Genomic DNA, 21,636 nt, shown 5'->3' on the forward strand with positions numbered 1-21,636 from the left:
GACGAGTATAGTGATCAAGCCGCGCTCGCGCCGCGGCGGCGGCCGCCCGACCATCGCCGACGTCGCCCGCAAGGCCGGCGTCGGCGCCATTACCGTATCGCGCGCCTTGCGTGAGCCGGGGCGCGTCTCGGAAGATCTGCGCCGCCAGATCGAGTCTGCGGTGAACGAGCTCGGCTATGTGCCCGACCCGAATGCGCGGGCGCTGGCGTCGGCGCGCGCCGAGGTGTTTGGCGTCCTGGTACCGTCGCTTACCAACAACGTCTTTGCCGAAGTGGTGCGCGGCATCTACGACAGCCTGTCGGACGGCCCTTTCCGCATCCAGCTCGGCAACACCCACTATTCCGGCCTCGAGGAAGAGCGGCTGCTGCAGGTGTTTGGTCCGCAACGCCCGGCGGCGCTGATCGTGGCCGGCATCGACCAGACGCCGGCCTCGCGAAAACTGCTGGAAACGGCAGGCTGTCCGGTCGTGCAGGTGATGGAGACCGGGCCCGATCCGGTCGACATGATGGTCGGTTTCTCACATTTCGAGGGCGGCAAGGCGGCGGCGGAACATCTGATCGAGGCGGGCTATCGCCGGATCGGCTTCATCGGCGCGCGCATGGATCCGCGTTCGCAGCGGCGGCTTGCCGGCTATCGCGCGGCGATGGAGGCGGCCGGCCTGTTCGATCCGAGGCTCACGACCACGACGCCGGTGCCCTCCAGCGTGACACTCGGCCGCGAATTGTTCCGCGACGCGCTGGCCAAGGTGCCGAGCCTCGACGCGGTATTCTGCAACAATGACGATATCGCGCTTGGCGTGCTGTTCGAATGCCATCGCGCTTCGATCGCCGTGCCGAAGACGATCGGCATCGTCGGCTTCAACGATCTGGACATGATGGAGGTTGCTTTCCCGTCGGTCACCAGCGTTCGGACCTATCGCTACGAGATCGGCCGGCGGGCTGTCGCTATGGCGCTTGCGGCTATCGAGGGCAACAGGCCGGAGCAGCGGGTCGTCGACCTCGGCTTCGAACTCAAGCGACGTGAAAGCACGGCGCGCTGAAGCGAGCTCAACGCAATGTAAATGGCGCTTTACATAACGTCATGGTAGCGCTACCACTTTCCACGGTCGGAATTTCGCCTCGAAGAGCGGAGTCTGTTTATTATACATAAGCGACAGCTCATGCTTGTTTATTATGTATAATATGATAGTTTTTTGCGGGATTAGCCGGGCAATAAAGGAGGAAATCGGGTCGGCATTCGGCCACCTGAACGCGCAACGGGTAAGGCGGGAGGTGCCGGGCCGGGAACGCGCAAATTCATCGACGTAACAACAAACAAAACTGCAACTGGGAGGAATATCGATGATCAAGTCACTCGTTGGCGGTATCGTTGCCGCCACTGCTTTTGTCATGCTGAGCTCGTCGGCGATCGCCGATCCTGAAATCGTCAAGGGGCCATCGGCCGAGCCTGAGTGCTTCGCGCCCTGGTCTGCCGATACGCAGTTCTTCAAGTTCCCCAAAAAAGACGGCCCGTACCGCATCGCTCTGGCCAACGGCTACATCGCCAACACGTGGCGCATCCAGATGGTGCAGACGGCGAAGGCCTATGCGGCGCAGCCGGAGGTCGCGGCCAAGCTCAAGGAATTCAAGGTGGTCTCGACCGGCGAAGACGTGCCGGCCCAGATTTCGGCAATCAACAATTTCATCGATTCCGGCTATGACGCGATTGTCGTCAACGCCCAGAACCCGACCGCATTCGGTCCTGTCATCAAGCGGGCCAAGGAAGCCGGCGTGGTGCTGGTCGCCTTCGACAACATCCTCGACACCAAGGATGCCATCAACGTCAATGTCGACCAGAAAGGCCTTGGCGAATTGTGGGCCAACTGGCTGGTCAAGCACGTGCCGAACGGCGGCAAGGTGCTGGAAGTGCGCGGCGTCGCCGGCACGTCCGTCGACACCGATCGCCATAACGGCATCCACGAGGTTCTCGACGCTTCCGGCAAGAAATGGGATGTCACCGAGGTCGTCGGCAAGTGGGATGACGGCGTTGCTCAAAAGGCTACGGCCGATGCCATTGCCACCAACGGCCCCTTCGACGGCATTACCGGACAGGGCGGCGATACCGGCATCGTGCAGGCGATGATCGATGCCAAGCATCCGTTCGTGCCGTTCGGCGGCGAGACGGAGAACGGCTTCCGCAAATTCTGCGCCAAGTTCGCCGCTGACGGCCTGAAATGCTCGTCGGCCGGCACCGGCCCGGCTCAGGTCGCGGTTGCCATCAAGACGGCGATTGCAGCACTTGAAGGCCAGGTCGTGCCGCAAGCGGTCAAGCTGCCGCTGGCGATCGTCGAGGATCCGAACTTCAAGGCAGGCCAGGATTTCTTCCCCGATCAGTCCGACAATTTCTTCGTCGGCAATTCCTTCCCGACCTGCGGCATCAATTTCACGGCGCAGGAAATCATGGGCCAGAGCAAGGAAAACCAGTAAACTCCGACAGCCCGACGCCGCGGGAATCCCGCGGCGTCGGCGCTCGACATCCTGATTGCCAAGCGCCTGGGGAGGGCCGATGGACGGTGCGGTTCCGCTCTTCCGCATGGAAGGCATATCCAAGCGCTATGGCGGCGTGCGGGCGCTGGAGAAGGCCGAACTGTCGGTCACTCCAGGCAGCATCCACGCCATTCTCGGCGAGAACGGCGCCGGCAAATCGACGCTGATCAAGGTCATGGCGGGGGTCGTTGCGCCCGACGAGGGCCGCATGATGCTGGACGGAAGCGAAGTTACCTTCGCTTCGCCGGCCGCTGCCAACCAGGCCGGCATCGTCTGCATCTTCCAGGAACTGTCGCTCGTCCCCGAACTCAGCGTCGCCGACAACATCGTCATTTCCGATCCGCCGAAGCGTTTCGGCATGATCGACCGCAAGGCGCAGCGCCGCATCGCCGAAGAAGCCCTGGCTCGCGCCGGCGCTTCCGATATCCATCCGCTGGCGCTGGTCAAGGATCTTCCTCTTTCAAGAAGGCAGATGGTCGAGATCGCCAAGGCACTGGCGCGCAAGCCGCGCATCCTGATCCTCGACGAGGCGACCTCGGCGCTGACCGCGGCTGACGTCGCCAGGGTTTTTGCCGTGTTGAAGCGGTTGCGTTCGGAAGGGCTGGCGCTGCTCTACATATCGCACCGCATGAACGAGATCGCCGAGCTGGCCGACCAGTGCACGGTGTTCCGCAATGGCCGCAATGTCGCCAGCTATGCGGCCGGCACCAAGAGCGACAATGAGGTCGTCGAACTGATGATCGGGCGCGAATACAGCCACATCTTTCCGCCCAAGCCCGCGCGGGCGGCTGCCGCAGCCACGCCGGTTCTCGAGGCGCGCAGCCTGTCATGGACGGATCGGCTGCACGATGTCTCGCTGTCGGTCGGGGCGGGCGAGGTGGTAGGGCTTGGCGGCCTCGACGGCCAGGGCCAGCGCGAATTGCTGCTCGCCTTCTTCGGTGTGCTGCGCGGCCTGTCAGGCCAGATACTGATCGACGGCAGGCCGGTGGCGATCGCCAGTCCGGCTGCGGCGCGCGATGACCGGATCGGCATGGCGCTGATCCCGGAGGACCGCAAGACCGAAGGGTTGATGCTGCCGATGACGGTGCGCGAAAACCTCTCCTTCGCCGCCCTTGACCGGCTGTCCAGGGCCGGCATCATCGATCGCGCCGCCGAGCAGCGGCTGATCGACGATATGGTCGGTCTCCTGGCGATCAAGACCGCCGGGCTCGACATTCCGGTCGGCGCGCTATCCGGCGGCAACCAGCAGAAGGTCGTCATCGCCAAATGGCTGATGCGGCAGCCGCGCATCATCCTGCTCAACGACCCGACGCGGGGCATCGATGTCGGCACCAAGCAGGAGCTTTACCAGTTGATGCGCAAGCTTGCCGACCAGGGTGCGGCGATCCTCTTCTATTCGACCGATTATGACGAGCTGATCGGCTGCTGCGACCGCGTGCTGGTGCTCTATGACGGCGCGGTCAAGCGTGAACTGGTCGGCGCCGAAATCACCGAGCGGGCGCTGATCGCCAGCGCGCTCAACATTCACGAAGAGATGCCAAGGCAAGGAGCGGACGCGTGAAGGATTGGCGCTACTGGCTTGCCGAACAGCGCGGAACGCTGCTGGCGTTCGGCATCTTCGTTGTCATGTTCGTCATCTACACCTCGAACCATCCGGCGGGCTTCACCGCCAACGTCGTACAGACGGCCTCGAACAAGGGCGTGCTGCTCGCCTTCGTCGCCATGGCGCAAACGCTGGTGGTGATCACCGCCGGCATCGATCTCTCGGTCGGCATGATCTTCACGCTGACCAACTGCCTGGCCTCGTGGCTGGTCGTCGGCACCGGCATCGAGACCGCCTTCGGCGTCCTCGCCGTGCTCGGCACCGGGCTGCTGTGCGGGGCAATCAACGGCGCCATCGTCATCTATGGACGCCTGCAGCCGATCGTCGCCACCATCGCCACCGGCGCGGTCTATTTCGGCATCGCGCTGCTGCTTCGGCCGTTTCCCGGCGGCTCGGTCAATGAAGGGCTCGCCGATGCGCTGACCGGGCGCCTGTTTGGTTTTGTGCCGGCGAGTCTGGTGACGCTGCTGGCGGTCGTGCTCGTGGTCTGGGTGCCGTTCAGCCGGTCGGTGCTAGGCCGCGCCGCTTATGCAGCCGGCTCCTCGGAGATGGCGGCCTACATGTCCGGCGTGCCGATCCGGCGTGGAAAGTTCGCCGCCTATGCGCTTGCCGGTCTGCTTGCCGCGATCGGCGGGCTGTTCCTGACGTTCTTCACCTATACCGGTGATGCGGCCTATGCCAGCGGCAACGCCTATACGCTGTTTTCGATTGCCGCGGTTGTGCTTGGCGGCGTGTCGCTGTTCGGCGGCAAGGGCAGCGCCATCGGCGCGATCTTCGGCGCGCTTGCCTTCCGCACCATCGGCGACCTGCTGTTCGTCTTCGATTTCGATCCGCTCTGGCAGCCCCTGTTCCAGGGCGTCATTCTGCTGATCGCGGTCAGCCTCGGCGCGTTCGCCCTGTTTCGGGTCCGCAACCGGCTGGAGTGGTTCCTGTGAGCGAAACGACTGTGAGTGGTCTCGCCGGCCGCATGCCGAAATTCCTCCGCCGCGCCGACCCGGCGGTGCTGACGGCGTTCGCCTGTATCGTGCTGCTGCTGTTCCTCGGCAGCCTCTATTCGCGCAGCTTCCTGTCGCCTGAATACCTTTTGCAGCAGCTCAAGGTGGCGTCGTTTCTCGGCGTCATCGCGATCGGCATGATGCTGGTCATCTTGCTCGGCCAGATCGACCTGTCGGTGCCCTGGTCGGTGGCGGCCGGCGCCATGATGGCCTGCGCCGCGGCCGCATACGGTACCGTCGGCGTGGCGCTTGCCATTCCGTTCGGCATCTTCTGCGGTGTTCTGATCGGCATCGTCAACGGCATCGGCGTCGCCTATCTGCGCATTCCCTCGATGATCATCACGCTTGCCACCAACGCCGTCGCGCAGGGGCTGATGGTGGTCTACACGGGCGGTTTCTCGCCGCAGGATTCGGCGACCGGTGCGATGCGCTATCTGGCGACCGGCTTTGCCGTTCCTGCCGTGCCCAACGCCGTTCTCATCTGGGCGCTGATCGGCGCCGCAATGGTGTTCGTGCTGACCCGCACCGGCTTCGGCCGCACCGTTTACGGCATCGGCAATCGCGAGCGTGCCGCCTATCTTTCCGGCATCGATACAAGGCGCGTGGTGATGATCGCCTTTGCGGTTTCGGGCGGGCTCTCCGCCTTCGGCGGCGTGCTGTTGGCCGGCTATGCCTCCAAGGCGGCACAGTCGATGGGCGATGCCTATCTGCTGCCGTCGATCGCCGCGGTGGTGCTCGGCGGCACCTCGATCCTCGGCGGGCGCGGCTCCTATCTCGGCACCGTCGCCGGCGTCATCCTGATCACGCTCCTGCAATCCATCCTTTCCGTCATGCAGATGCCGGAGGCGGGGCGGCAGATCATCTACGGCGTCGTCATCGTCGCCATGCTGCTGCTCTATGGCCGCGCGCCGGCAAGCCGCTGACCTGCATGACCGGGAACGACGTGTCATATAAGCCGGCGAGCACTGTTCGAACGATACCCGCCATCGTGGTGATGGGCGTTGCCGGCTGCGGCAAGTCGGTCGTCGGCGAAGCGCTTGCAGCGGCATTGGGCGCCCTCTTTATCGAAGGCGACAGGCTGCATCCGCCCGAAAACGTCGCGCGCATGGCGAGCGGACAACCGCTTACCGACGCGCTGCGCGCAGGCTGGCTCGACGCGATCGGCCAGCGCATGGCCGCGTCGATCGCAAGCGGGCAACGTGTGGTCGCCGCCTGCTCGGCGCTGAAGCGCAGCTATCGCGATCGCCTGCGCGGCTTTTGCCCGGATATCGTTTTCGTCTATTTGGAGATCGACCCGGCAACGGCGATGCGGCGCGTCGGCAATCGCAAGGGCCACTTCATGCCGGCAAGCCTGGTCGACAGCCAGTTCGCCACGCTGGAGGCGCCAGCGACGGACGAGGCGGCAATAACCTTGGATGGCACGCGTCCGGTCGCCGACATCGTCGCGACTGCCTTGAGCTTGCTGGCACGCTAGTTTAGCGCCTCGTTCAGTCCTGCAACTTTCGAGATTGGCTGTCATCCCTGGATTTCGCCAATCACAATGGTGAAGAGCGTAGAACTCGACGCGTGTGCTTGCATCGCTCTATGCCTCATCGCCATCGTCGAGCAAGCGGGTGGCGCGCCAGCGGGTGAGCACGATGTTGGTCTGTTCGATGACGAAGAAGCGCGCGGAATCGCGGTCATAGCCTTCGGCCAGCAGCTTTTCGTAGTCGGTGTGCATATGGCGGATGTGGGCTATTGTCGCCAGCCATACGGCAATGCTCGGTGGCAAGGTCTTCATATGCACGGCGCCGGCATCGGCACGGATTTTTTCCATGTCGGCATAGGGCCCCAGCGGCAGGAGCGCTGTCAGTGCCTTGGCGATGGCGCGGCGGCGGCCGGTCGGGGCGCTCACTGCTCATCCGATCTGGGTGACTCGTCCCGCCCGGCCATGGTCGCCTCGGCGAAGGCATCGGTCGAAGCGAAATAGGGCTTGATGTCGATGACCGGCGTGCCGTCGAGCACGTCGATGGCGTCGAGATCGATGCGGCCGATATCGATGTCGACGGCAACCAGCCTGGCTACATGCAGCCCAATTGGGTTCGGCCGGGCAGGGGAGCGCAGTGAAAAGACGCCCTTCGGTTCAACTGCATGGCGGGGTTTCTGGACAATCAGTTGCCGCGGCGCATGGTGCAGCCAGGACAGGATGATCACGTGGCTGGCGCGTTCCAGCCCAAGCAGGCCATCCCGGTAGAGCGGGTCGATGACCAAGTGCGCCGGCTGTCCTGTCTCCCGCGCGGCCCTCATGTTTTTGGGGCAGGTTTCCCGTGTCGTCCAAGGCGAAGCGATGCGGCCGATGAAGACGACATGGCCATCCGGCGGCATCGTTTCCGGGTCGGTTTCCAGAAGCTTTTCGCCGCTGCGCGTTTCGAACATGGTTCTCGCCTCGATGCTTGCGGCTTTGCGCGATCCGCCACGCATGCGTCATTTTCTTGTCCGGAAGCGACATAGCGCTTGCAAGCCTATCAAAATCGACATAAACATATGTTTATATCTTTTCAAAGAGAATGCTCGCATGCATGTCGCTCTCGACACGATGGTAGATACGTTGAAGGCGGCAGCCGAATCCAGCCGGCTGCGTATATTGGCGCTGCTGTCGCGCGGCGATCTAACCGTTTCCGATCTCACCGAAATCCTCGGCCAGTCGCAGCCCCGCGTCTCGCGCCATTTGAAATTGCTGCTGGAGGCCGGGCTGATCGGCCGCTACCAGGAGGGCTCGTGGGCCTTCTTCCGGCTTTCGGATTCCGACACGTCGCGCGATTTCGTGCTCAGGCTGGTCTCCGGCATCCGCGGCGCCGATCCACAGGTCGAGCGTGATCTCGAACGGCTGGCCGCGGTCAAGCGCAAGCGGCAGGACCGGGCCGCCCAATACTTCTCGGTCAACGCCGCAAGCTGGGACCATATCCGTTCGCTGCACGTGCCGGACCGCGCGGTCGAAGCAGCACTCGTAAAGCTCGTCGGCAAGCGGCCGTTCCAGTCGATGCTCGATCTCGGCACCGGCACCGGGCGCCTGCTCGAGATCTTTTCGCCGCTCTATCGGCGCGGTGTCGGCATCGATATGTCGCGCGAGATGCTGACGGTGGCGCGCGCCAATCTCGACAAGGCCGGCGTTTCGAATGCGCAGGTGCGGCAGGGCGATATTTTTGCGCCGCCGGTCGAGCGCGACGCCTTCGATCTCGTTACCATCCATCAGGTGCTGCATTATCTCGACGATCCTGCCCGCGCCATCCGCGAGGCGGCACGGCTGTTGCGCCCGGCCGGCCGGCTGGTGATCGTCGATTTCGCGCCGCACACGCTGGAGTTCTTGCGCGAGGAGCACGCGCATATGCGTCTCGGCTTTTCCGACCGGCAAATCGGCGACTGGTTTTCCGAGGCTGGCCTCAATCTCGAGGACAGCCAGGAATTCGAGCCGCACGGCGGCAACGAGGCCAAGCTCACCGTCAAACTCTGGCTCGGCCGCGATCGGCGCATGCTGATTGCCGAGCCTTCCAACGACAGACAACCGGCCAATGCGTATCCGATAGGGGAAACCGCCTGATGAACCAGTTCCGCTTCTCCCGCCGCCCCGACATCGGCGACAAGGTCAGGGTTTCGTTCGAGTTCTTTCCGCCGAAAAACGACGAGATGGAAGCAAGGCTGTGGGATACGGTCACCCGGCTGGAGCCGCTCAAGCCCAAATTCGTCTCCGTCACTTATGGCGCCGGTGGTTCGACCCGCGAGCGCACGGCCCGCACCGTCAAGCGCATCCTCAACGAAACGACGCTGACGCCGGCGGCGCACATGACTTGCGTCGATGCGGCGCGTCACGAGGTCGATGCGGTGATCCGAGAGTTCGCCGATATGGGCGTCAAGCGTTTCGTCGCCCTGCGCGGCGATCCGGCCGAGGGCGTCGGCGCGGCCTACCGGCCGCATCCGGAAGGCTATGCCAATGGCGCCGAGCTGGTCGACGCGTTGAAGGGCGCCGGCGATTTCGACATATCGGTCTCGGCCTATCCGGAAAAGCATCCGGAAAGCCCGGATTTCGCCACCGACTTCGACATGCTGAAGCGCAAGGCCGACAATGGAGCGACGCGGGCGATCACCCAGTTCTTCTTCGACAACGATCTTTATGAACGCTATGTCGAGCGGGCACGGCGGGCCGGCATCTACATACCGATCGTGCCGGGCATATTGCCGGTGCACAATTTCACCCAGGTCGCCAACTTCTCGGCGCGTTGCGGCGCCTTGGTGCCGGCATGGCTGGCCGAGCGCTTCGATGGGCTGCAGAACGACCCGCAAACGCATGCGCTGGTGGCGTCCGCGGTTGCGGCCGAGCAGGTGCTGGACCTTGTCGAGCGCGGCGTCGGCGATTTCCACTTCTACACGATGAACCGGGCCGATCTGGTCTTTGCCATCTGCCACATGATCGGCATCAGGTCGCACGAAGTCGAGGCAGCTGGATCGGCCGCGGCGTAATGCGAAATGTCAAAGATCGGGGGAATGCAAAAGGCCGGGCAAAATGCCCGGCCCTTTCAATGGTTGTAGTATTCGGTGCTGGTCTTCCCCCGCTTAGCGGCCTTATGGAAGGACGCCCATAATGAGGGCGCCGATGAATGCAAACGCAGCACAAATCATCAATGCGTTGATCGGCCTCGTCAGTCCCATGTCATAGCCTCCTCTTAAAGAGCTATGGCGAGAGTCTAGGGTCATTTGTGCCACAGGCAAGCAGAAACTTTGCTGCAATGCGACGAGATTGTGGAATTTGCGACCTGCCGTTTGCCGTTAGGCATTGAAACTCTTTGTCAAAAGCCGGCTCGGGACCTGTGAATAATCTGTGGCAAAGCCGGGGCAGTAACGAGAATGGCAGCGCTACCGCTCCAGAAATCGGATTCGATTTTCGGACCGACTGAAGGTTCGGAGCGTCAGAGCGTCCTTTCCATGTCCAACCGGGTGCTGCACGCTATACGAATGCGGTGGGCAACCAGCAGCGTTGTGAGATAGCCAGGACTTGAATTTTCTGCCAATTGGCAGTATATTGCCTGCCAATTGATGGAGGCTGGAATGAGTGTCGCTTATGCGGTTCGCGATCCTGCAAATCAGGCTTTGCCGGCAAATCTGGCGGATGCCTCGGCACGGGCGCGGATCACGCCAGCTGCTGTTGCCGGCATCGTCAGGCTCGCAGCCATCTGGCATCTGACCAGCACCGAGATCTGTACCTTGATCGGCGACGTGTCGGAGAGAACCTGGTTCCGCATGAAGAAAGGCGAGTGGGAGGGCGTTCTCTCCCAGGATTCGCTGACACGCATCAGCGCCCTGATCGGCATCTTCAAGGGACTGCGGCTTCTGTTTTCCGAAGGGCTTGCCGATGAATGGGTGCGGTTGCCGAACAAAGGGCCTCTTTATGGTGGCCGGCGCCCCCTGGACGTGATGATCGAGGGCGGCATTCCGAAGCTGCTGCAGGTTCGCCAACATATCGACGCTTTGCGCGGTGGACTTTGAATGCAGATCCCACCACGCGCTGACATTTCCCAGCGCGACACGATCCGGCTGATTTCGACAGGCAGGCTCAAGGAACCGGTCCTGATGCCGTTGGCCAGGAATCATGGAGATTTGGAGGACCTTGCGGAGCTCGAAGGGGCCACCAGCGGCCGCCTTCAGGCGCAGCAAAGGGGATTGCCCGACCTCGATCCGCGCGAACTGGTTTTCGGGAGACCGGGCTACACCTTCATCAATGCGGCGTTCGCTTACACCCGTCCGGGCGGCAATCGTTTCAACGATGATGCCAGGGGCGTCTGGTACTGTGCGTTCGATGCGGAAACCGCGCTCGGCGAGGTCTCTTTTCATCTGACGCGCGAGCTTGCCGCGATCGAACGGTTCGAAAACGTCACCGACTACGCGGAGCTCGTTGCCGACTTCATAGGCTCGTTTCACGATCTGCGCGGTGCTGAGTTCAGCAAGGACCCGGTTCTCGATCCGGACACTGTCTTAGCCTATCCTGCCGGTCAGGCGCTGGCGAAGCAACTTCGCAAGCAAGACGCCGCGACCGGTCTTGTGTATCCTTCCGTGAGACATGTTGGCGGGACCTGCCTTGCCGCCTTCCTTCCCGATCTCGTTCAGAATCTCCGGCAAGGCGGTATCTGGCGTCTGGAATGGCAGGGTTCATCTGTTCCCGCGATCACGCCCATATAGCGCACGATCGGGAGCGACAACTTCGCTGCGCCATCTCTAACGCCGCCCGAACAGGCGACCGTCGATGGTGACGAGGCCGAGGGCGATCAGCGCCATGCCGCCGAGTTCGAACAGTTCGAGCCGCTCGCCCAGGAACAGGAAGCCGAGCAGGATGGCACTGGCCGGCACGATCAGCGTGACCAGCGAGGCGTTGGTGGCGCCGGCCGAGGCGACGAGATTGAAATAGAGGATGTAGGCGAAGGCCGTCGACAGCAGAGCCAGTGCCAGCACCGCCGCCCACACCGGCGGCGAGGCCGAAAACAGATTGGCGGCGTCATAGGTGAACAGAACGACCGGGATCATAATGATGGTCGAGCAGGTCAATTGGCCGGTGGCAATGACCGGTGACGGCACACCCTTGAAGCGGCGGGCGATCATCAGCGCAACCGCATAGGATAGCGATGCTCCGATGAGCGCGAATTTCGCCCAGACCGGACCGCCGAGCCCGGCGACAAGGCCGGGACCGATCATCACCGCAGTTCCCACGATACCGAGGCCGATGCCGGCAAGCTTGTTCCACGACAGTTTTTCGTCGCTGGTCAGCGCGTTGGCGAGGATCAGCGTCCAGAACGGCGTCGTCGAATTGAGCACCGAGGCGACGCCGGCGCCAAGCTCGGTCTGGCCGGCAAAGATCAGCGAGAAAGGAATGACATTGTTGGCGAGCGCCAGCAGGAAGAACAGGCCGGCATGCGGCAAGGCGAGGCGAAACGACGGGCCGCGGACCGCAAGATAGAGCTGCAACGCGATCGCAGCGATGGTGACGCGAAACAGCACCAGCACCAGCGGCGGAAGTTCCGCCACCGCAATGTGGGCAAAGAAGAACGAACCGCCCCAGACGGCGCCGAGCAGCAGAAGCTGCGCCCAGTCCTTGAGCACCATCGGCCCGCGCATCGTGGTGGTGGCAGCTATCGCCATTGGTCGTCCTCCCAGACGAGATGCCTTGCTCTTCAGGCGTCTGTTCACGCCATACCCGATCCGGCCGCAAGGGCCACCCGAAACCTGAGCGATGGCCTAGCTCGCTCATAACTCGGCGTGCAGCACCGGCGTAGCGCCGCGAAGCCAGGGCGGCGAGACATAGAATTGTTTTCATTAGCCGCTAGCTTGGATTAATTGTGCGCAGCCTCAGTCAAGGGATTCGTCCATGCAGCGATTCGAAAATGCCCGCGAGGCAGCGCTGGCGCTTCGCCCGGACGATCCGATCTATTGCTTCCGCCCGCAGGTGCTGAAGGCGGACGCCAAACAGTTCATGGGCATGTTTCCCGGCAAGACCGCCTATGCGGTCAAGACCAATGGCGAGCGGATCGTGCTCAACGCCCTGGTCGAGGCCGGCGTCAGTGCCTTCGATGTGGCCTCGCCCGGCGAATTCGCCGCCGTGCGCGCCGTCTCGCCGGACGCCGAGATGCTCTACATGCACCCGGTGAAGGCGCAGTCGGACATCAGGCTGGCGCTGGAAAAGTACGCCATTCGCGTCATTTCGCTCGACCATGAGGACGAAATCACCAAGCTGACCAGGGTGGTGCGGGCGCTCGACATCGATCCGGGCGCGATCACCGTGTTCGTGCGCATCCAGACGAAAGGCTCGGCGGCCTACGAACTGTCGAAGAAGTTCGGCGCCGGACCGGCCAATGCGGTGGAACTCGCCGAACGGCTGAACCGGACCGGCTACAAGGTCGGGCTGTGCTTTCATGTCGGCAGCCAGATCGAGGATCCCGACACCTATGAGCGGGCGCTGGCCTCCGCCGACTGGGTGCGCAACCGCGTCGGTTTCGACATTGCCGGGCTCGATGTCGGCGGCGGCTTTCCGGCCGAATATGGCCATGACCCGAACAGCCGCAAACCGGAAATGCCGTCGCTCGGCCAGATCATGTCGCGGTTATCGGGCGACCTCCAGGAGTACCAATTCGACCAGATGCCGCTGGTGGCCGAGCCCGGCCGAGTGATCGTGGCGCGCTGCCTGTCGCTGATCGTGCGCGTGCTGCTGCGCAAGGGCAAAAGGCTTTACATCAATGACGGCATCTGGGCGTCGCTGTCGGATTCATGGACCGGCAAGATCACGCTGCCGGCACGCTTCATCCCCGATCCGGCGATCCGCTCGCGCAATGGCGAGGACAAGACCATCGTGCCGTTCAAGGTCTGTGGCGCGACCTGCGATTCCGTCGACATATTGTCGCGGCCGTTCTGGCTGCCCGAAACCGTCGATACCGGCGATTGGATCGAGATCGGCCATATCGGCGCCTATTCGTTGTCGCTCCGAACACGGTTCAACGGCTTCTATCCCGACACTTTCGTCGAGGTGGCGACGCCATTCGACGAAGGCGATGCCCCGCAGGGGTTTGCCAGCCTGGAGACGATGGCGGATTAGTTGATGGTGAATAGCGAATAGTGAATAGTGAATGGAAGTAGTTCTTGCGTTCCGTCCGCTCCGGTGAATCGTCACCATTCACCATTCACCATTCACCATTCACCATTCACCATTCACCATTCACCCGCGTCAGGCTACTCCGCCGCCGGCCTGGATGTTCTCGCCGGTCAGCCAGCGAGCTTCGTCCGAAGCCAGGAAAACCGCGACATCGGCGACGTCGCGCGGCGCTCCGATCCGGCCGAAGGGCGACATGCCGGCGGCCACGGCCCGGTCCCGCTCCGGAAGCAGGTCGGTGTCGGTGAAGCCTGGCGAAAGCGCATTCACGGTAACGGCGCGCGGGCCGAGTTCGCGCGAGAGGACGCGGACGAACTGCTCGACGGCTCCCTTACTGCCGAGATAAAGCGCCGTGTGCGTGAAGAACATCTTCGTTCCACCGGTGGAGACGGCAATGATGCGGCCACCGTCGCGAACGCGGCGCGCCGCTTCCTGAAGCGTGAAGAAGGTGCCCTTGGCATTGGCCCCGAACACATGATCGAAGTCCGCTTCGGTGGCCTCGACGAGCGGCTTTATGACGGCGACGCCGACATTGGCTACGACGATGTCAATCGGCCCCATCTGCCGTTCGGTTTCGTCGAACAACTTGCGAATGTCGGGGATGCTGGAGACGTCCGCCTGGATGGCGACGGCTTTTCCGCCAATCCCTTCAATGGCGGCAACGACTTCCCTGGCTGCTTTCTCGTTGCCGACATAGTTGACGACCACGGCAGCACCCTTGGCCGCGAGCCCCTCGGCGATGGCGCGTCCGATGCCGCGCGAGCTGCCGGTCACAAGTGCGGTCTTGCCTTCGAGTGGACGATGCATGGCTGTTCCTTCGTCTGGCTACGGCCGCCTCGATCGAGCGGCGTTCCGGGGAAAAGCTAGGGGCATGCTATTGCTCAGAGAATAGCCTATTATCTAACTGACTTGTTAAGCCTGAGGTACATAATGCGAGGAAGCGAGTTTTCCGAACTCACGGCATTTGCAGCAATCATCGAAGAGGGAAGCTTTGTCCGCGCCGCGGCCAAGCTCAGGATTTCGCCTCCAGCACTCAGCCAGACGATACGTGGGCTGGAAGAGCGTCTCGGTGTCCGCCTGCTTAACCGCACCACGCGCAGCATGTCGCCGACCGCTGAGGGCGAGAAGCTGTTTGCCCGCATCGCACCGGCATTCGGCGAACTGGAAGGCGCCGTCGCGGACGCGCATGCATCACGCGGCCGGCCAGCAGGCTCGCTGCGCATCAATGTTCCGCGCATCGCCGCCACGCGTTTCATCGCGCCGATCCTCGGCGATTTCCGCCGCGCCTATCCCGATATCGCCCTCACAATCATTGTCGACGACATGCTCACCGACATCGTCGAGGGCCGCTTCGATGCTGGAATCAGACTGGGTGAGCGGCTGCACAAGGATATGGTGGCTGTGAAGCTCAGCGAGGAGCTCGAGATGGCTGCAGTGGCGGCGCCGAGGTATCTGCAGCATCACCCGATACCCCGTCACCCCGCGGACCTGCATCAGCACCAGTGCATCAATTTCCAGTGGCCGAGCGGCGGCAATCTCTACCGGTGGGAGTTCGCCCGAGGCCAACGTGCCCTGGAAGTGGCCGTCAGCGGTGGCCTGACGGTCAACGATACGGACCTGATGATCGGGGCGGTTCTGGATGGGGTCGGCGTGGCGTACATGCTGGAATACCAGGTCCGGCCGTGGATCGAAGCGGGAAAGCTCATCCGCTTTCTCGAAGCCTGGTCGCCGAGATTTCCGGGTTTTTATCTATATCACGCAAGTTCCCGGCAGGTTCCCGCGCCGCTGCGAGCCTTCATCGATTTCTTGCTTGCCAGGCGGTGATGTGAATAGTGAATAGTGAATAGTAGTAGCTCTGGTGTTCAGTGCGGCTCCGGTGCTATTCTTTTCACCATTCACCATTCACCATTCACCGCCCTCACAGCCCCGCCAGCAGCTCGAGCGTCGGCCAGCCGTCGACCGGCAGGCCCAGCCGCATCTGCTCCTTGCGGATCGCTTCGCGGGTGTTGGTGCCTAGAATGCCGTCGACGGTGCCGACGTCATAGCCTTTCGCCTCGAGCTTGGTCTGTAGCGCCTTCATCTGGTCGCCGTTGAGGCCGGGTTCCGGGTTGCGCGGATCGAATCGCGGCGCGCCCCCCAGCCGGGCGGCAAGATTTGCCGCGGTCAGGGCATAGGTGAAGGATTGGTTCCACTCGAGATAGACGTCGAAATTGTCGTAGGTCAGGAAGGCTGGCCCCTTGCGACCCATGGGCAGCGCCAGGCCGGCCTTCAGGCCGTTGTCGAGAAGCGGCGTACCGTCGGGCCTGGTAACGCCCCACTGGGTCCATTGCATCAACGGCAGCTTGTTGGTGCGTCCCGTCTGCTCCCACGGCAAATCGTCGGGCACACGGACTTCCTCGATCCAGGGCTGGTCGCGCTTCCAGCCGCGCGACTGGATCTTGCTGGCCGTGCTCATGATCACATCAGGCGCGCTGCCGCGCAGGTCGACCAGGCCATTGCCGTCGCCGTCCACGCCGTGGCCGAGATAGTCGGAAGGCAACATCTGCGTCTGGCCGATCTCGCCGGCCCAGGCACCGGTCACGTCGGCCGGCACCACGCCGCGATCGATCAGCATCAGCAGCGGCACGATCTGCGGCCGGAACAACTGCGGGCGGCGGCAGTCATGCGAGAGGCTGACCAGTGCGTTCAGTGTGTGGAAATCGCCTTGCACGGCGCCAAAATCGGTTTCCAGGGCCCAGAAAGCAGCGATGACCGGCGCCTGGACGCCGAATTCGCGATCGGCGCGGGCAAAGATCTCGGCATATTTTTGCAGATTGGCCGCGCCTTGCTTCAGTCGATGCGACGAGATCATGCGGTTCGAGAATTCGATGAAGGTCTGGGTGAAGACGCCCTGGGCGCGGTCGCGTGCCAGCGCCTTCTCATCGAGGGTGGCGTTTTCCAGCGCATCAAGGCCGGCAGCGCCGACGCCGGCCGCCCTGGCCTCCGCCGCCACGCCCTGCTTCCATGCCTCGAAATCGCCGCCGCATTGCTGTGCCGCGGCCGGCACGGCGGTCAGGAGCAGCGCCGCGAGAATTCCAAAGCGCGATCGCATCGCCATCCTTCCGAGAAGATTACCAGCGGTTGCGGGTATTCGTCATTGGCTGTGTCGAAAAGCAGGCGGCAGGCCTGGTGTCAACGGGTGTTCTGCCGCAACCACTTCTTCCAGGCGGCTTCGGAGCCGTTGAAGACGTTGATGTCGGCGTTTCCGGCCATGCCCGGCACGACGCCCGTTCCGGTATACTGCCAGAAGGTGAATGGATGGCTGCCGTATTTCTGGCGCGGGTGCCCGGCGACGGAGCGCAGCCAGTAGGGGTAGCCCCGGAAACCCGATAGACCATTATCTTCGAAGAAGTCGACCGACGTGTAGATGATCGGCTTCTTGCCGTAGTGTTTTTCGACGATTTTGAGGAATGTGCTCATCTCGCTGCGTACCGTGGCGGAATCTGGCCGCAGCTTGCAGGTCGGCGATTTCGGGTTCCATTCCATGTCGAGAACGGGCGGCATCGCCGAACTGTCTTTGGGCACGTTCTGGATGAACCAGCGCGCCTGGGTAGCGGCCGGCGTGCAAAAGTAGAAGAAATGATAGGCGGCACGGGGGATACCCGAGGCCTTCGTGCGGCTCCAATGCTCGTTGAAAGCTTCATCGAACCGGTCTCCGCCTTCGGTAGCCTTGATAAAGGCAAAGGAGATGCCGCTGGCCCTGGCCGCCGGCCAGTCGATCGATGTCTGGTATTTGGAGACGTCGGTGCCGTGGACGGCGTAGCTCCACGGTGCGCCGCTATCCCATTCATGCGGGTCGGAATCGGCAAAACGGGGCGCGCGTACCGCAACCGTCGGGGCGCTGGACGACGACAGCGATGGCGTCAGATCATCGACCGTCGAGCAGGCACCAAGCAGCATCAGCGTGATGAGGACCGCGAAACGGCGCATCGCTACTTCCCGAGCCGGTTTCAGCCGGCCGCTGATGGGTCTTTCCGCGGGTGGCCCCTCGACCGGGCGCGACGCGTTTGAAACTGACTTACGCGAAGCGCCTGGATCTTCGTTTCATGCATTCCCAAACCGTTGCGCAGTTTGGGACACATGCATGCAAGCCCAGCCGGACGATCACCCCACAGAATCGCCCAGTCCCTCGTGATCGCCGATCATGGTTGATATTCGGTTGACGGCGCTCGACAAGAGCCGCGATTTTGCCGAAACAATGGCGGCAAATCGATGACATAGATCGCGCTCGGGGGGAATTCGAAAAAAATGCAGATCCTTCTGAAGTTCGTCAAATGGCTGCTGGGCCTGGCTGTGCTGGCCGCTGCGATGCTCGCCGGCTGGCTGTATTTCGCGCCGCCGGAACTGATCCGCGTCGGTTCCGGCTATTCGGCCAAGATCGTCTGTTCGAACGTCTTCATCGCAGGGCGAGACGCCGACGACGTGCTCGCCGTCGATGTGCAGGCGCCGGGCCATCCGCTGCTGAAGCTGATGAGAGTGTCGGTGGACAAGGAGAAGGGAACGGTTTCGGCGGGCCTGTTCGGCGGGCTCGGCAAGAGTGTCGCGGTCGCCCGCGACGGGCTCGGCTGCGCCTCGGTTCCCGACAGCGATATTGCCGCCGCCAAGGCTGTCGCGGGAGTTGCACCGACGCCGGCGCCGCTGCCCGATGCGATCTGGCCGGAGGGCGACAAGGCCGATGCCTCGCAGGATCCCGAGGTCACGGCAATCCTCGACGATCCGGCATTGACCGGTGCTGGCATGCGGGCGGTGGTGGTGGTCAAGAACGGCCGCATCGTCGCAGAGCGCTATGGCGACGGCTTTTCCGAAAAGACCCCGCTACTGGGCTGGTCAATGACCAAGACGGTGAATGCGGCGATCGTCGGCACGCTGATGAAGGACGGCAAGCTGGCGATCACCAACCAGGGCCTGTTTCGACCCTGGCAAGCAGATGGCCGTGCCGTGATCAGCCTCGCCGACATGATGGCAATGTCGAGCGGACTGGAATTCAACGAGGATTATGGCGACGTCGCCGATGTGACGCGCATGCTCTATCTCGAACCGGACATGGCAGGCTTTGCCGGATCCAAGCCGCTGACCGGCGAGGTCGGCAAGGTGTTTTCCTATTCGAGCGGCACGGCGGTGATGCTGTCCCGATTGTGGCAGGACGCGATCGGCGACAAGGACAAGGCGCTGGCGTGGCCGAGGGTCGCGCTGTTCGATCCGCTCGGCATGCGGAGCGCGGTGCTAGAGGCCGACGAGCACGGCACCTTCGTCGGCTCGTCCTATCTCTATGCCACGGCACGCGACTGGGCGCGCTTCGGCCAATTCCTGCTGCAGGGTGGCGTCTGGAACGGCAAGGCGATCCTGCCCGCCGGCTTCGTCGACTGGATGCGGGAACCGGCAACTGCCTCGAAGGTCTACGGCAAGGGGCAATTATGGATCGAAGGGCCGGGCGACGAGGAAAATCCCGGCGCCGGCATTGCCGCCGGCCTGCCCAAGGACACCTACTGGATGGAGGGGCATGATGGGCAAACGGTCGCCATCATTCCCTCCGAGCAGCTGGTTGTGGTGCGGCTCGGGCTGACGCCGGCCAGGCTCGGCTACCGGCCGCAGGTAATGGTGGCGGCGCTGGTCAAGGCGCTGCATTAGGCTGTATCGATACTCAGGTGATACCGGCCTGCAAACGGCGGTTTCCTGCGCTTCCGGCCTTCGCCGGCCAAAGCACTCATGAGCGGTCGTGGCAGTTAAGGCTACGGCCGGCGTAGGCCGGTGCTCACGTACCCAAAAGTACACCCCGCGCCGGTTCTCGGAGCCCACCGTTTTCGACTCGGCCTGACCTGAATCTCAACACACCCTGGCTATCGACCTAGGCCGATCACAGCGAGCCACGCATAGCCGCGATAAAGCGCTTGGAAACGGAAGCTTGCACCGGTTCTTGCAGATTCCGAATCCAGAACCGCGCGCAGCGATTGACGTGGCTCGACATGGAATTTTTTCAGCCAGCCGCGCAGCAGCGTGCGGAACCAGCGGGGCAGGGCCTCCTGCTGGCCGAAATCGACGATATGCAGCGAGCCGCCAGATGACAGGGCAGCAAGAGCCGCGGATACCGTCTTCTCCCAGCCGGGGATCATCGACAGCGAATACGAGACAAAGACGCGGTCGAAATTTTCGACGCCGAACAGCGCCTTTGCGTCGAAATCCGTGGCATCGCCGCGCGCCAGCGTGACGCGGCCGGAGAGGCCTTCGCGGGCAAGGGCGGCGGTGGCCGTCTCCAGCATCTCGGCCGAAATATCGAGGCCGAAGAAGCGCGCGCCGGGATAGCGGCGGGCGGCAAGGATGATGTTGCGGCCGGTGCCGCAGCCGAGCTCGAGCACGGTGCCGCCGGCCGGCACATCCAGGCCGGCGATAAGCCGGTCGCGACCGAGCAAATAATATTTGCGGGTCAGGTCGTAGATATGACGCTGCCAGCGGTAAACGCCGTCCATCAGCTCGGCATGGCTGGCCGGCAACTCGGTCGTGCTCATGCGCCCTGCTTCACGTAGAGATGAAAGCCGCCATAGATCGCCGAGCGGTCGCGCGCCGAAAACTCGCGCGAGGCGTCGTTCTCGTAGCGCCACTGGTCGAGCAGCGAATTCGAGACGCGGCCGGGCAGCAGGCTGGGTTCCGCTGCGGTGCGGAAGATGACGCGGGCGCCGGTGGAGGCGGTTCGGGTGATCTCGGCCCACAACCCGTTGAGCTGGTCGTCCGTCATCCAGTCCTGTGCGTCGAGCAGCACGAAGCGGTCGACCGAACCGGCATCCTTAACGGCAAGGAACTCGATCAGATTGGCATGGTGGATTGCCACGCGATCGACATTGTTGCGGATCGTCTTGTAGTTGCGCTTTTCGAGATAGGCGGGCAGGGCGGCCTCGCCGGGATTGGGATAGCGGCGGGCAAAAGCCTGCCAGGCGAAATAGTTGGTCTTCAGCGGAAAATCGCAGGCGAGCTTTTCCAGCCGCGCCTTGAGCACGCTGGCCATGGTGCCGTCACCCGAGGTGATCAGCGAATCGTACTGGGCCGGCGGAATGCCGAGGCCGAACAGCGAAGCTTTTCGCGAAGTCGCCCATTTCAGCAGCGGTTTTTCGAAGACCGGCGCCAGCTCTTCGTCGAAGAAGCGGCGCTGATCGGCGATGCTCTTGGCGTCCATGATGTCGGCCGGGTCGATGCCGAAGAATTTTGCGGTGCGATGGCCCATGGCGATGAACAGGCCAAGCAGGCCGGTCTGGTAGAAATTGCGGTCGAAGACAGCGATGCGGCGACGGCCGCGCCAGCTGCGGCGCTCCCAATAATGGCGGCTGACCGGGTCGAGATGCGGTGCGATGAAGCGGTCGTAGGCCTGCGAATTGTGCCCGGTCTCAGCCGCGCCGAAGAAACGGAACAGGTCGCCCTGCGACGGCAGGTGACGGACGGCTTCGAGCTTCATACGGTTCAGCGCGATGTGGGCGGTGTTGAGGTCGACGGCATCGATCCTTTCCGGCGACCGGGTGAGATAGGCGAGGATGTTGCAGCCGCCCGAGGCAATGGTGACGATGACCCTTGCCGAGCTGCATCGCGTCCATGTCGATTTCGGGGTCTTCCCAGATCTGCGGGTAGACAAGGCCGGAGAACAGGAAGGCGAACAAGCGCTCGGAGATGCCGGCTTTCGACAGCGGGCGGTTCTGGTAGACGGCTTTGCCAACTTCCTTGCCGCGGCGAAAAACCAGTTCTCCAGAAATGTCCGTCATGGCAAGGCGATTCCCCGTTTGCTTTGCCGCAAGCGGGTAGCGCAGGGTCATGACAGGCCGGTGACAGCCT

The 21,636-nt window shown here is 63.0% G+C and carries 20 protein-coding genes and 1 pseudogene; 13 read left to right on the plus strand and 8 right to left on the minus strand.

All coding sequences use genetic code 11. The annotated features are described in order from the left end of the window. Window positions 1–10: 10 nt before the first annotated feature. From gntR to NKH05_RS19190, 6 genes are all read left to right on the plus strand, one after another. Window positions 11–1,039 carry an HTH-type transcriptional regulator GntR gene (gene gntR / locus NKH05_RS19165; protein WP_352481561.1) on the plus strand — a complete coding sequence of 343 codons (1,029 nt, stop codon included), beginning with the start codon at window positions 11–13 and terminating at the stop codon, window positions 1,037–1,039. A 301-nt stretch (window positions 1,040–1,340) separates the two neighbouring features. Beyond that, entirely contained in the window at window positions 1,341–2,465 is a 1,125-nt protein-coding gene (locus tag NKH05_RS19170) for a sugar ABC transporter substrate-binding protein (protein ID WP_352855176.1), read from the plus strand. Between the two features lie 79 nt (window positions 2,466–2,544). Next, entirely contained in the window at window positions 2,545–4,086 is a 1,542-nt protein-coding gene (locus tag NKH05_RS19175) for a sugar ABC transporter ATP-binding protein (protein WP_352595379.1), read from the plus strand. Beyond that, entirely contained in the window at window positions 4,083–5,063 is a 981-nt protein-coding gene (locus NKH05_RS19180; protein ID WP_023675830.1) for an ABC transporter permease, read from the plus strand. The genes NKH05_RS19175 and NKH05_RS19180 overlap by 4 nt, the downstream gene beginning before the upstream one ends. Further along, entirely contained in the window at window positions 5,060–6,046 is a 987-nt protein-coding gene (locus NKH05_RS19185) for an ABC transporter permease (RefSeq protein ID WP_353025890.1), read from the plus strand. The genes NKH05_RS19180 and NKH05_RS19185 overlap by 4 nt, the downstream gene beginning before the upstream one ends. A gap of 5 nt (window positions 6,047–6,051) precedes the next feature. Beyond that, window positions 6,052–6,597 carry a gluconokinase gene (locus tag NKH05_RS19190; protein ID WP_352495780.1) on the plus strand — a complete coding sequence of 182 codons (546 nt, stop codon included), beginning with the start codon at window positions 6,052–6,054 and terminating at the stop codon, window positions 6,595–6,597. Window positions 6,598–6,705: 108 nt separating this feature from the next. On the opposite strand, the gene NKH05_RS19195 is transcribed toward NKH05_RS19190, so the two are convergent. Then, complete coding sequence (locus NKH05_RS19195; protein ID WP_353025891.1) at window positions 6,706–7,017, minus strand: DUF2293 domain-containing protein; 312 nt, start codon at window positions 7,015–7,017, stop codon at window positions 6,706–6,708. Beyond that, window positions 7,014–7,538, minus strand: a complete 525-nt coding sequence (gene tsaA / locus NKH05_RS19200) for a tRNA (N6-threonylcarbamoyladenosine(37)-N6)-methyltransferase TrmO (protein WP_352495781.1) — start codon at window positions 7,536–7,538, stop codon at window positions 7,014–7,016. The genes NKH05_RS19195 and tsaA overlap by 4 nt, the downstream gene beginning before the upstream one ends. A gap of 139 nt (window positions 7,539–7,677) precedes the next feature. Between tsaA and NKH05_RS19205 the strand changes: the two genes are divergently transcribed. The 4 genes from NKH05_RS19205 to NKH05_RS19220 all read left to right on the plus strand — a co-directional run bounded on the left by NKH05_RS19205 (window position 7,678) and on the right by NKH05_RS19220 (window position 11,330). Further along, on the plus strand, window positions 7,678–8,700 hold the full coding sequence (locus tag NKH05_RS19205) for an ArsR/SmtB family transcription factor (protein ID WP_352495782.1): 1,023 nt from the start codon (window positions 7,678–7,680) through the stop codon (window positions 8,698–8,700). Further along, window positions 8,700–9,617 carry a methylenetetrahydrofolate reductase [NAD(P)H] gene (gene metF, locus NKH05_RS19210; protein ID WP_023676795.1) on the plus strand — a complete coding sequence of 306 codons (918 nt, stop codon included), beginning with the start codon at window positions 8,700–8,702 and terminating at the stop codon, window positions 9,615–9,617. Before NKH05_RS19205 ends, metF begins: the two co-directional genes overlap by 1 nt. Before the next feature lie 585 nt (window positions 9,618–10,202). Beyond that, window positions 10,203–10,640, plus strand: coding sequence for an antitoxin Xre/MbcA/ParS toxin-binding domain-containing protein (locus NKH05_RS19215; protein ID WP_023721226.1), 438 nt, complete (start codon window positions 10,203–10,205; stop codon window positions 10,638–10,640). Continuing rightward, the gene (locus NKH05_RS19220; RefSeq protein ID WP_352855178.1) at window positions 10,641–11,330 is read left to right on the plus strand and encodes an RES family NAD+ phosphorylase; all 690 of its coding nucleotides are present in this window, start codon (window positions 10,641–10,643) and stop codon (window positions 11,328–11,330) included. A 36-nt stretch (window positions 11,331–11,366) separates the two neighbouring features. On the opposite strand, the gene NKH05_RS19225 is transcribed toward NKH05_RS19220, so the two are convergent. Continuing rightward, entirely contained in the window at window positions 11,367–12,284 is a 918-nt protein-coding gene (locus NKH05_RS19225; protein WP_352680281.1) for a DMT family transporter, read from the minus strand. A 226-nt stretch (window positions 12,285–12,510) separates the two neighbouring features. Here NKH05_RS19225 and NKH05_RS19230 point away from each other — a divergent pair, with 226 nt between their 5' ends. Further along, window positions 12,511–13,731, plus strand: coding sequence for an alanine racemase (locus NKH05_RS19230; RefSeq protein ID WP_352786644.1), 1,221 nt, complete (start codon window positions 12,511–12,513; stop codon window positions 13,729–13,731). Between the two features lie 129 nt (window positions 13,732–13,860). Here NKH05_RS19230 and NKH05_RS19235 read toward each other — a convergent pair whose 3' ends face one another. Beyond that, entirely contained in the window at window positions 13,861–14,592 is a 732-nt protein-coding gene (locus NKH05_RS19235; protein WP_352589852.1) for an SDR family oxidoreductase, read from the minus strand. A gap of 123 nt (window positions 14,593–14,715) precedes the next feature. Here NKH05_RS19235 and NKH05_RS19240 point away from each other — a divergent pair, with 123 nt between their 5' ends. Further along, window positions 14,716–15,609 carry a LysR family transcriptional regulator gene (locus tag NKH05_RS19240; RefSeq protein ID WP_023721221.1) on the plus strand — a complete coding sequence of 298 codons (894 nt, stop codon included), beginning with the start codon at window positions 14,716–14,718 and terminating at the stop codon, window positions 15,607–15,609. A 94-nt stretch (window positions 15,610–15,703) separates the two neighbouring features. Here the strand turns inward: NKH05_RS19240 and NKH05_RS19245 are convergent, their stop codons facing one another. Further along, entirely contained in the window at window positions 15,704–16,876 is a 1,173-nt protein-coding gene (locus NKH05_RS19245; protein ID WP_023721220.1) for a lytic murein transglycosylase, read from the minus strand. Window positions 16,877–16,956: 80 nt separating this feature from the next. Further along, a complete protein-coding gene (locus NKH05_RS19250; protein WP_352481550.1) occupies window positions 16,957–17,754 on the minus strand; it encodes a glycoside hydrolase family 25 protein in 798 nt (265 codons plus the stop codon). Window positions 17,755–18,072: 318 nt separating this feature from the next. Between NKH05_RS19250 and NKH05_RS19255 the strand changes: the two genes are divergently transcribed. Further along, window positions 18,073–19,452, plus strand: a complete 1,380-nt coding sequence (locus NKH05_RS19255; RefSeq protein ID WP_023721218.1) for a serine hydrolase domain-containing protein — start codon at window positions 18,073–18,075, stop codon at window positions 19,450–19,452. 209 nt (window positions 19,453–19,661) lie between these two features. On the opposite strand, the gene NKH05_RS19260 is transcribed toward NKH05_RS19255, so the two are convergent. Then, window positions 19,662–20,327 (minus strand): class I SAM-dependent methyltransferase, encoded by a 666-nt coding sequence (locus tag NKH05_RS19260; protein ID WP_023721217.1) that lies wholly within the window; start codon window positions 20,325–20,327, stop codon window positions 19,662–19,664. Beyond that, window positions 20,324–21,617: pseudogene (locus tag NKH05_RS19265) on the minus strand (BtaA family protein). Before NKH05_RS19265 ends, NKH05_RS19260 begins: the two are co-directional and overlap by 4 nt. Window positions 21,618–21,636 lie beyond the last annotated feature (19 nt).

The sequence above is a fragment of the Mesorhizobium sp. M1399 genome (genome assembly GCF_040317735.1).
Classification (GTDB): domain Bacteria; phylum Pseudomonadota; class Alphaproteobacteria; order Rhizobiales; family Rhizobiaceae; genus Mesorhizobium.

What these genes read in the sequence shown, in the direction of transcription:
- NKH05_RS19170 (WP_352855176.1), top strand. Translation starts at nt 1,341, where the DNA reads ATGATCAAGTCACTCGTTGGCGGTATCGTTGCCGCCACTGCTTTTGTC.
- NKH05_RS19175 (WP_352595379.1), top strand. Translation starts at nt 2,545, where the DNA reads ATGGACGGTGCGGTTCCGCTCTTCCGCATGGAAGGCATATCCAAGCGC.
- NKH05_RS19190 (WP_352495780.1), top strand. Translation starts at nt 6,052, where the DNA reads ATGACCGGGAACGACGTGTCATATAAGCCGGCGAGCACTGTTCGAACG.
- tsaA (WP_352495781.1), bottom strand. Translation starts at nt 7,538, where the DNA reads ATGTTCGAAACGCGCAGCGGCGAAAAGCTTCTGGAAACCGACCCGGAA.
- NKH05_RS19205 (WP_352495782.1), top strand. Translation starts at nt 7,678, where the DNA reads ATGCATGTCGCTCTCGACACGATGGTAGATACGTTGAAGGCGGCAGCC.
- metF (WP_023676795.1), top strand. Translation starts at nt 8,700, where the DNA reads ATGAACCAGTTCCGCTTCTCCCGCCGCCCCGACATCGGCGACAAGGTC.
- NKH05_RS19215 (WP_023721226.1), top strand. Translation starts at nt 10,203, where the DNA reads ATGAGTGTCGCTTATGCGGTTCGCGATCCTGCAAATCAGGCTTTGCCG.
- NKH05_RS19220 (WP_352855178.1), top strand. Translation starts at nt 10,641, where the DNA reads ATGCAGATCCCACCACGCGCTGACATTTCCCAGCGCGACACGATCCGG.
- NKH05_RS19225 (WP_352680281.1), bottom strand. Translation starts at nt 12,284, where the DNA reads ATGGCGATAGCTGCCACCACCACGATGCGCGGGCCGATGGTGCTCAAG.
- NKH05_RS19230 (WP_352786644.1), top strand. Translation starts at nt 12,511, where the DNA reads ATGCAGCGATTCGAAAATGCCCGCGAGGCAGCGCTGGCGCTTCGCCCG.
- NKH05_RS19235 (WP_352589852.1), bottom strand. Translation starts at nt 14,592, where the DNA reads ATGCATCGTCCACTCGAAGGCAAGACCGCACTTGTGACCGGCAGCTCG.
- NKH05_RS19240 (WP_023721221.1), top strand. Translation starts at nt 14,716, where the DNA reads ATGCGAGGAAGCGAGTTTTCCGAACTCACGGCATTTGCAGCAATCATC.
- NKH05_RS19245 (WP_023721220.1), bottom strand. Translation starts at nt 16,876, where the DNA reads ATGCGATCGCGCTTTGGAATTCTCGCGGCGCTGCTCCTGACCGCCGTG.
- NKH05_RS19250 (WP_352481550.1), bottom strand. Translation starts at nt 17,754, where the DNA reads ATGCGCCGTTTCGCGGTCCTCATCACGCTGATGCTGCTTGGTGCCTGC.
- NKH05_RS19255 (WP_023721218.1), top strand. Translation starts at nt 18,073, where the DNA reads ATGCAGATCCTTCTGAAGTTCGTCAAATGGCTGCTGGGCCTGGCTGTG.
- NKH05_RS19260 (WP_023721217.1), bottom strand. Translation starts at nt 20,327, where the DNA reads ATGAGCACGACCGAGTTGCCGGCCAGCCATGCCGAGCTGATGGACGGC.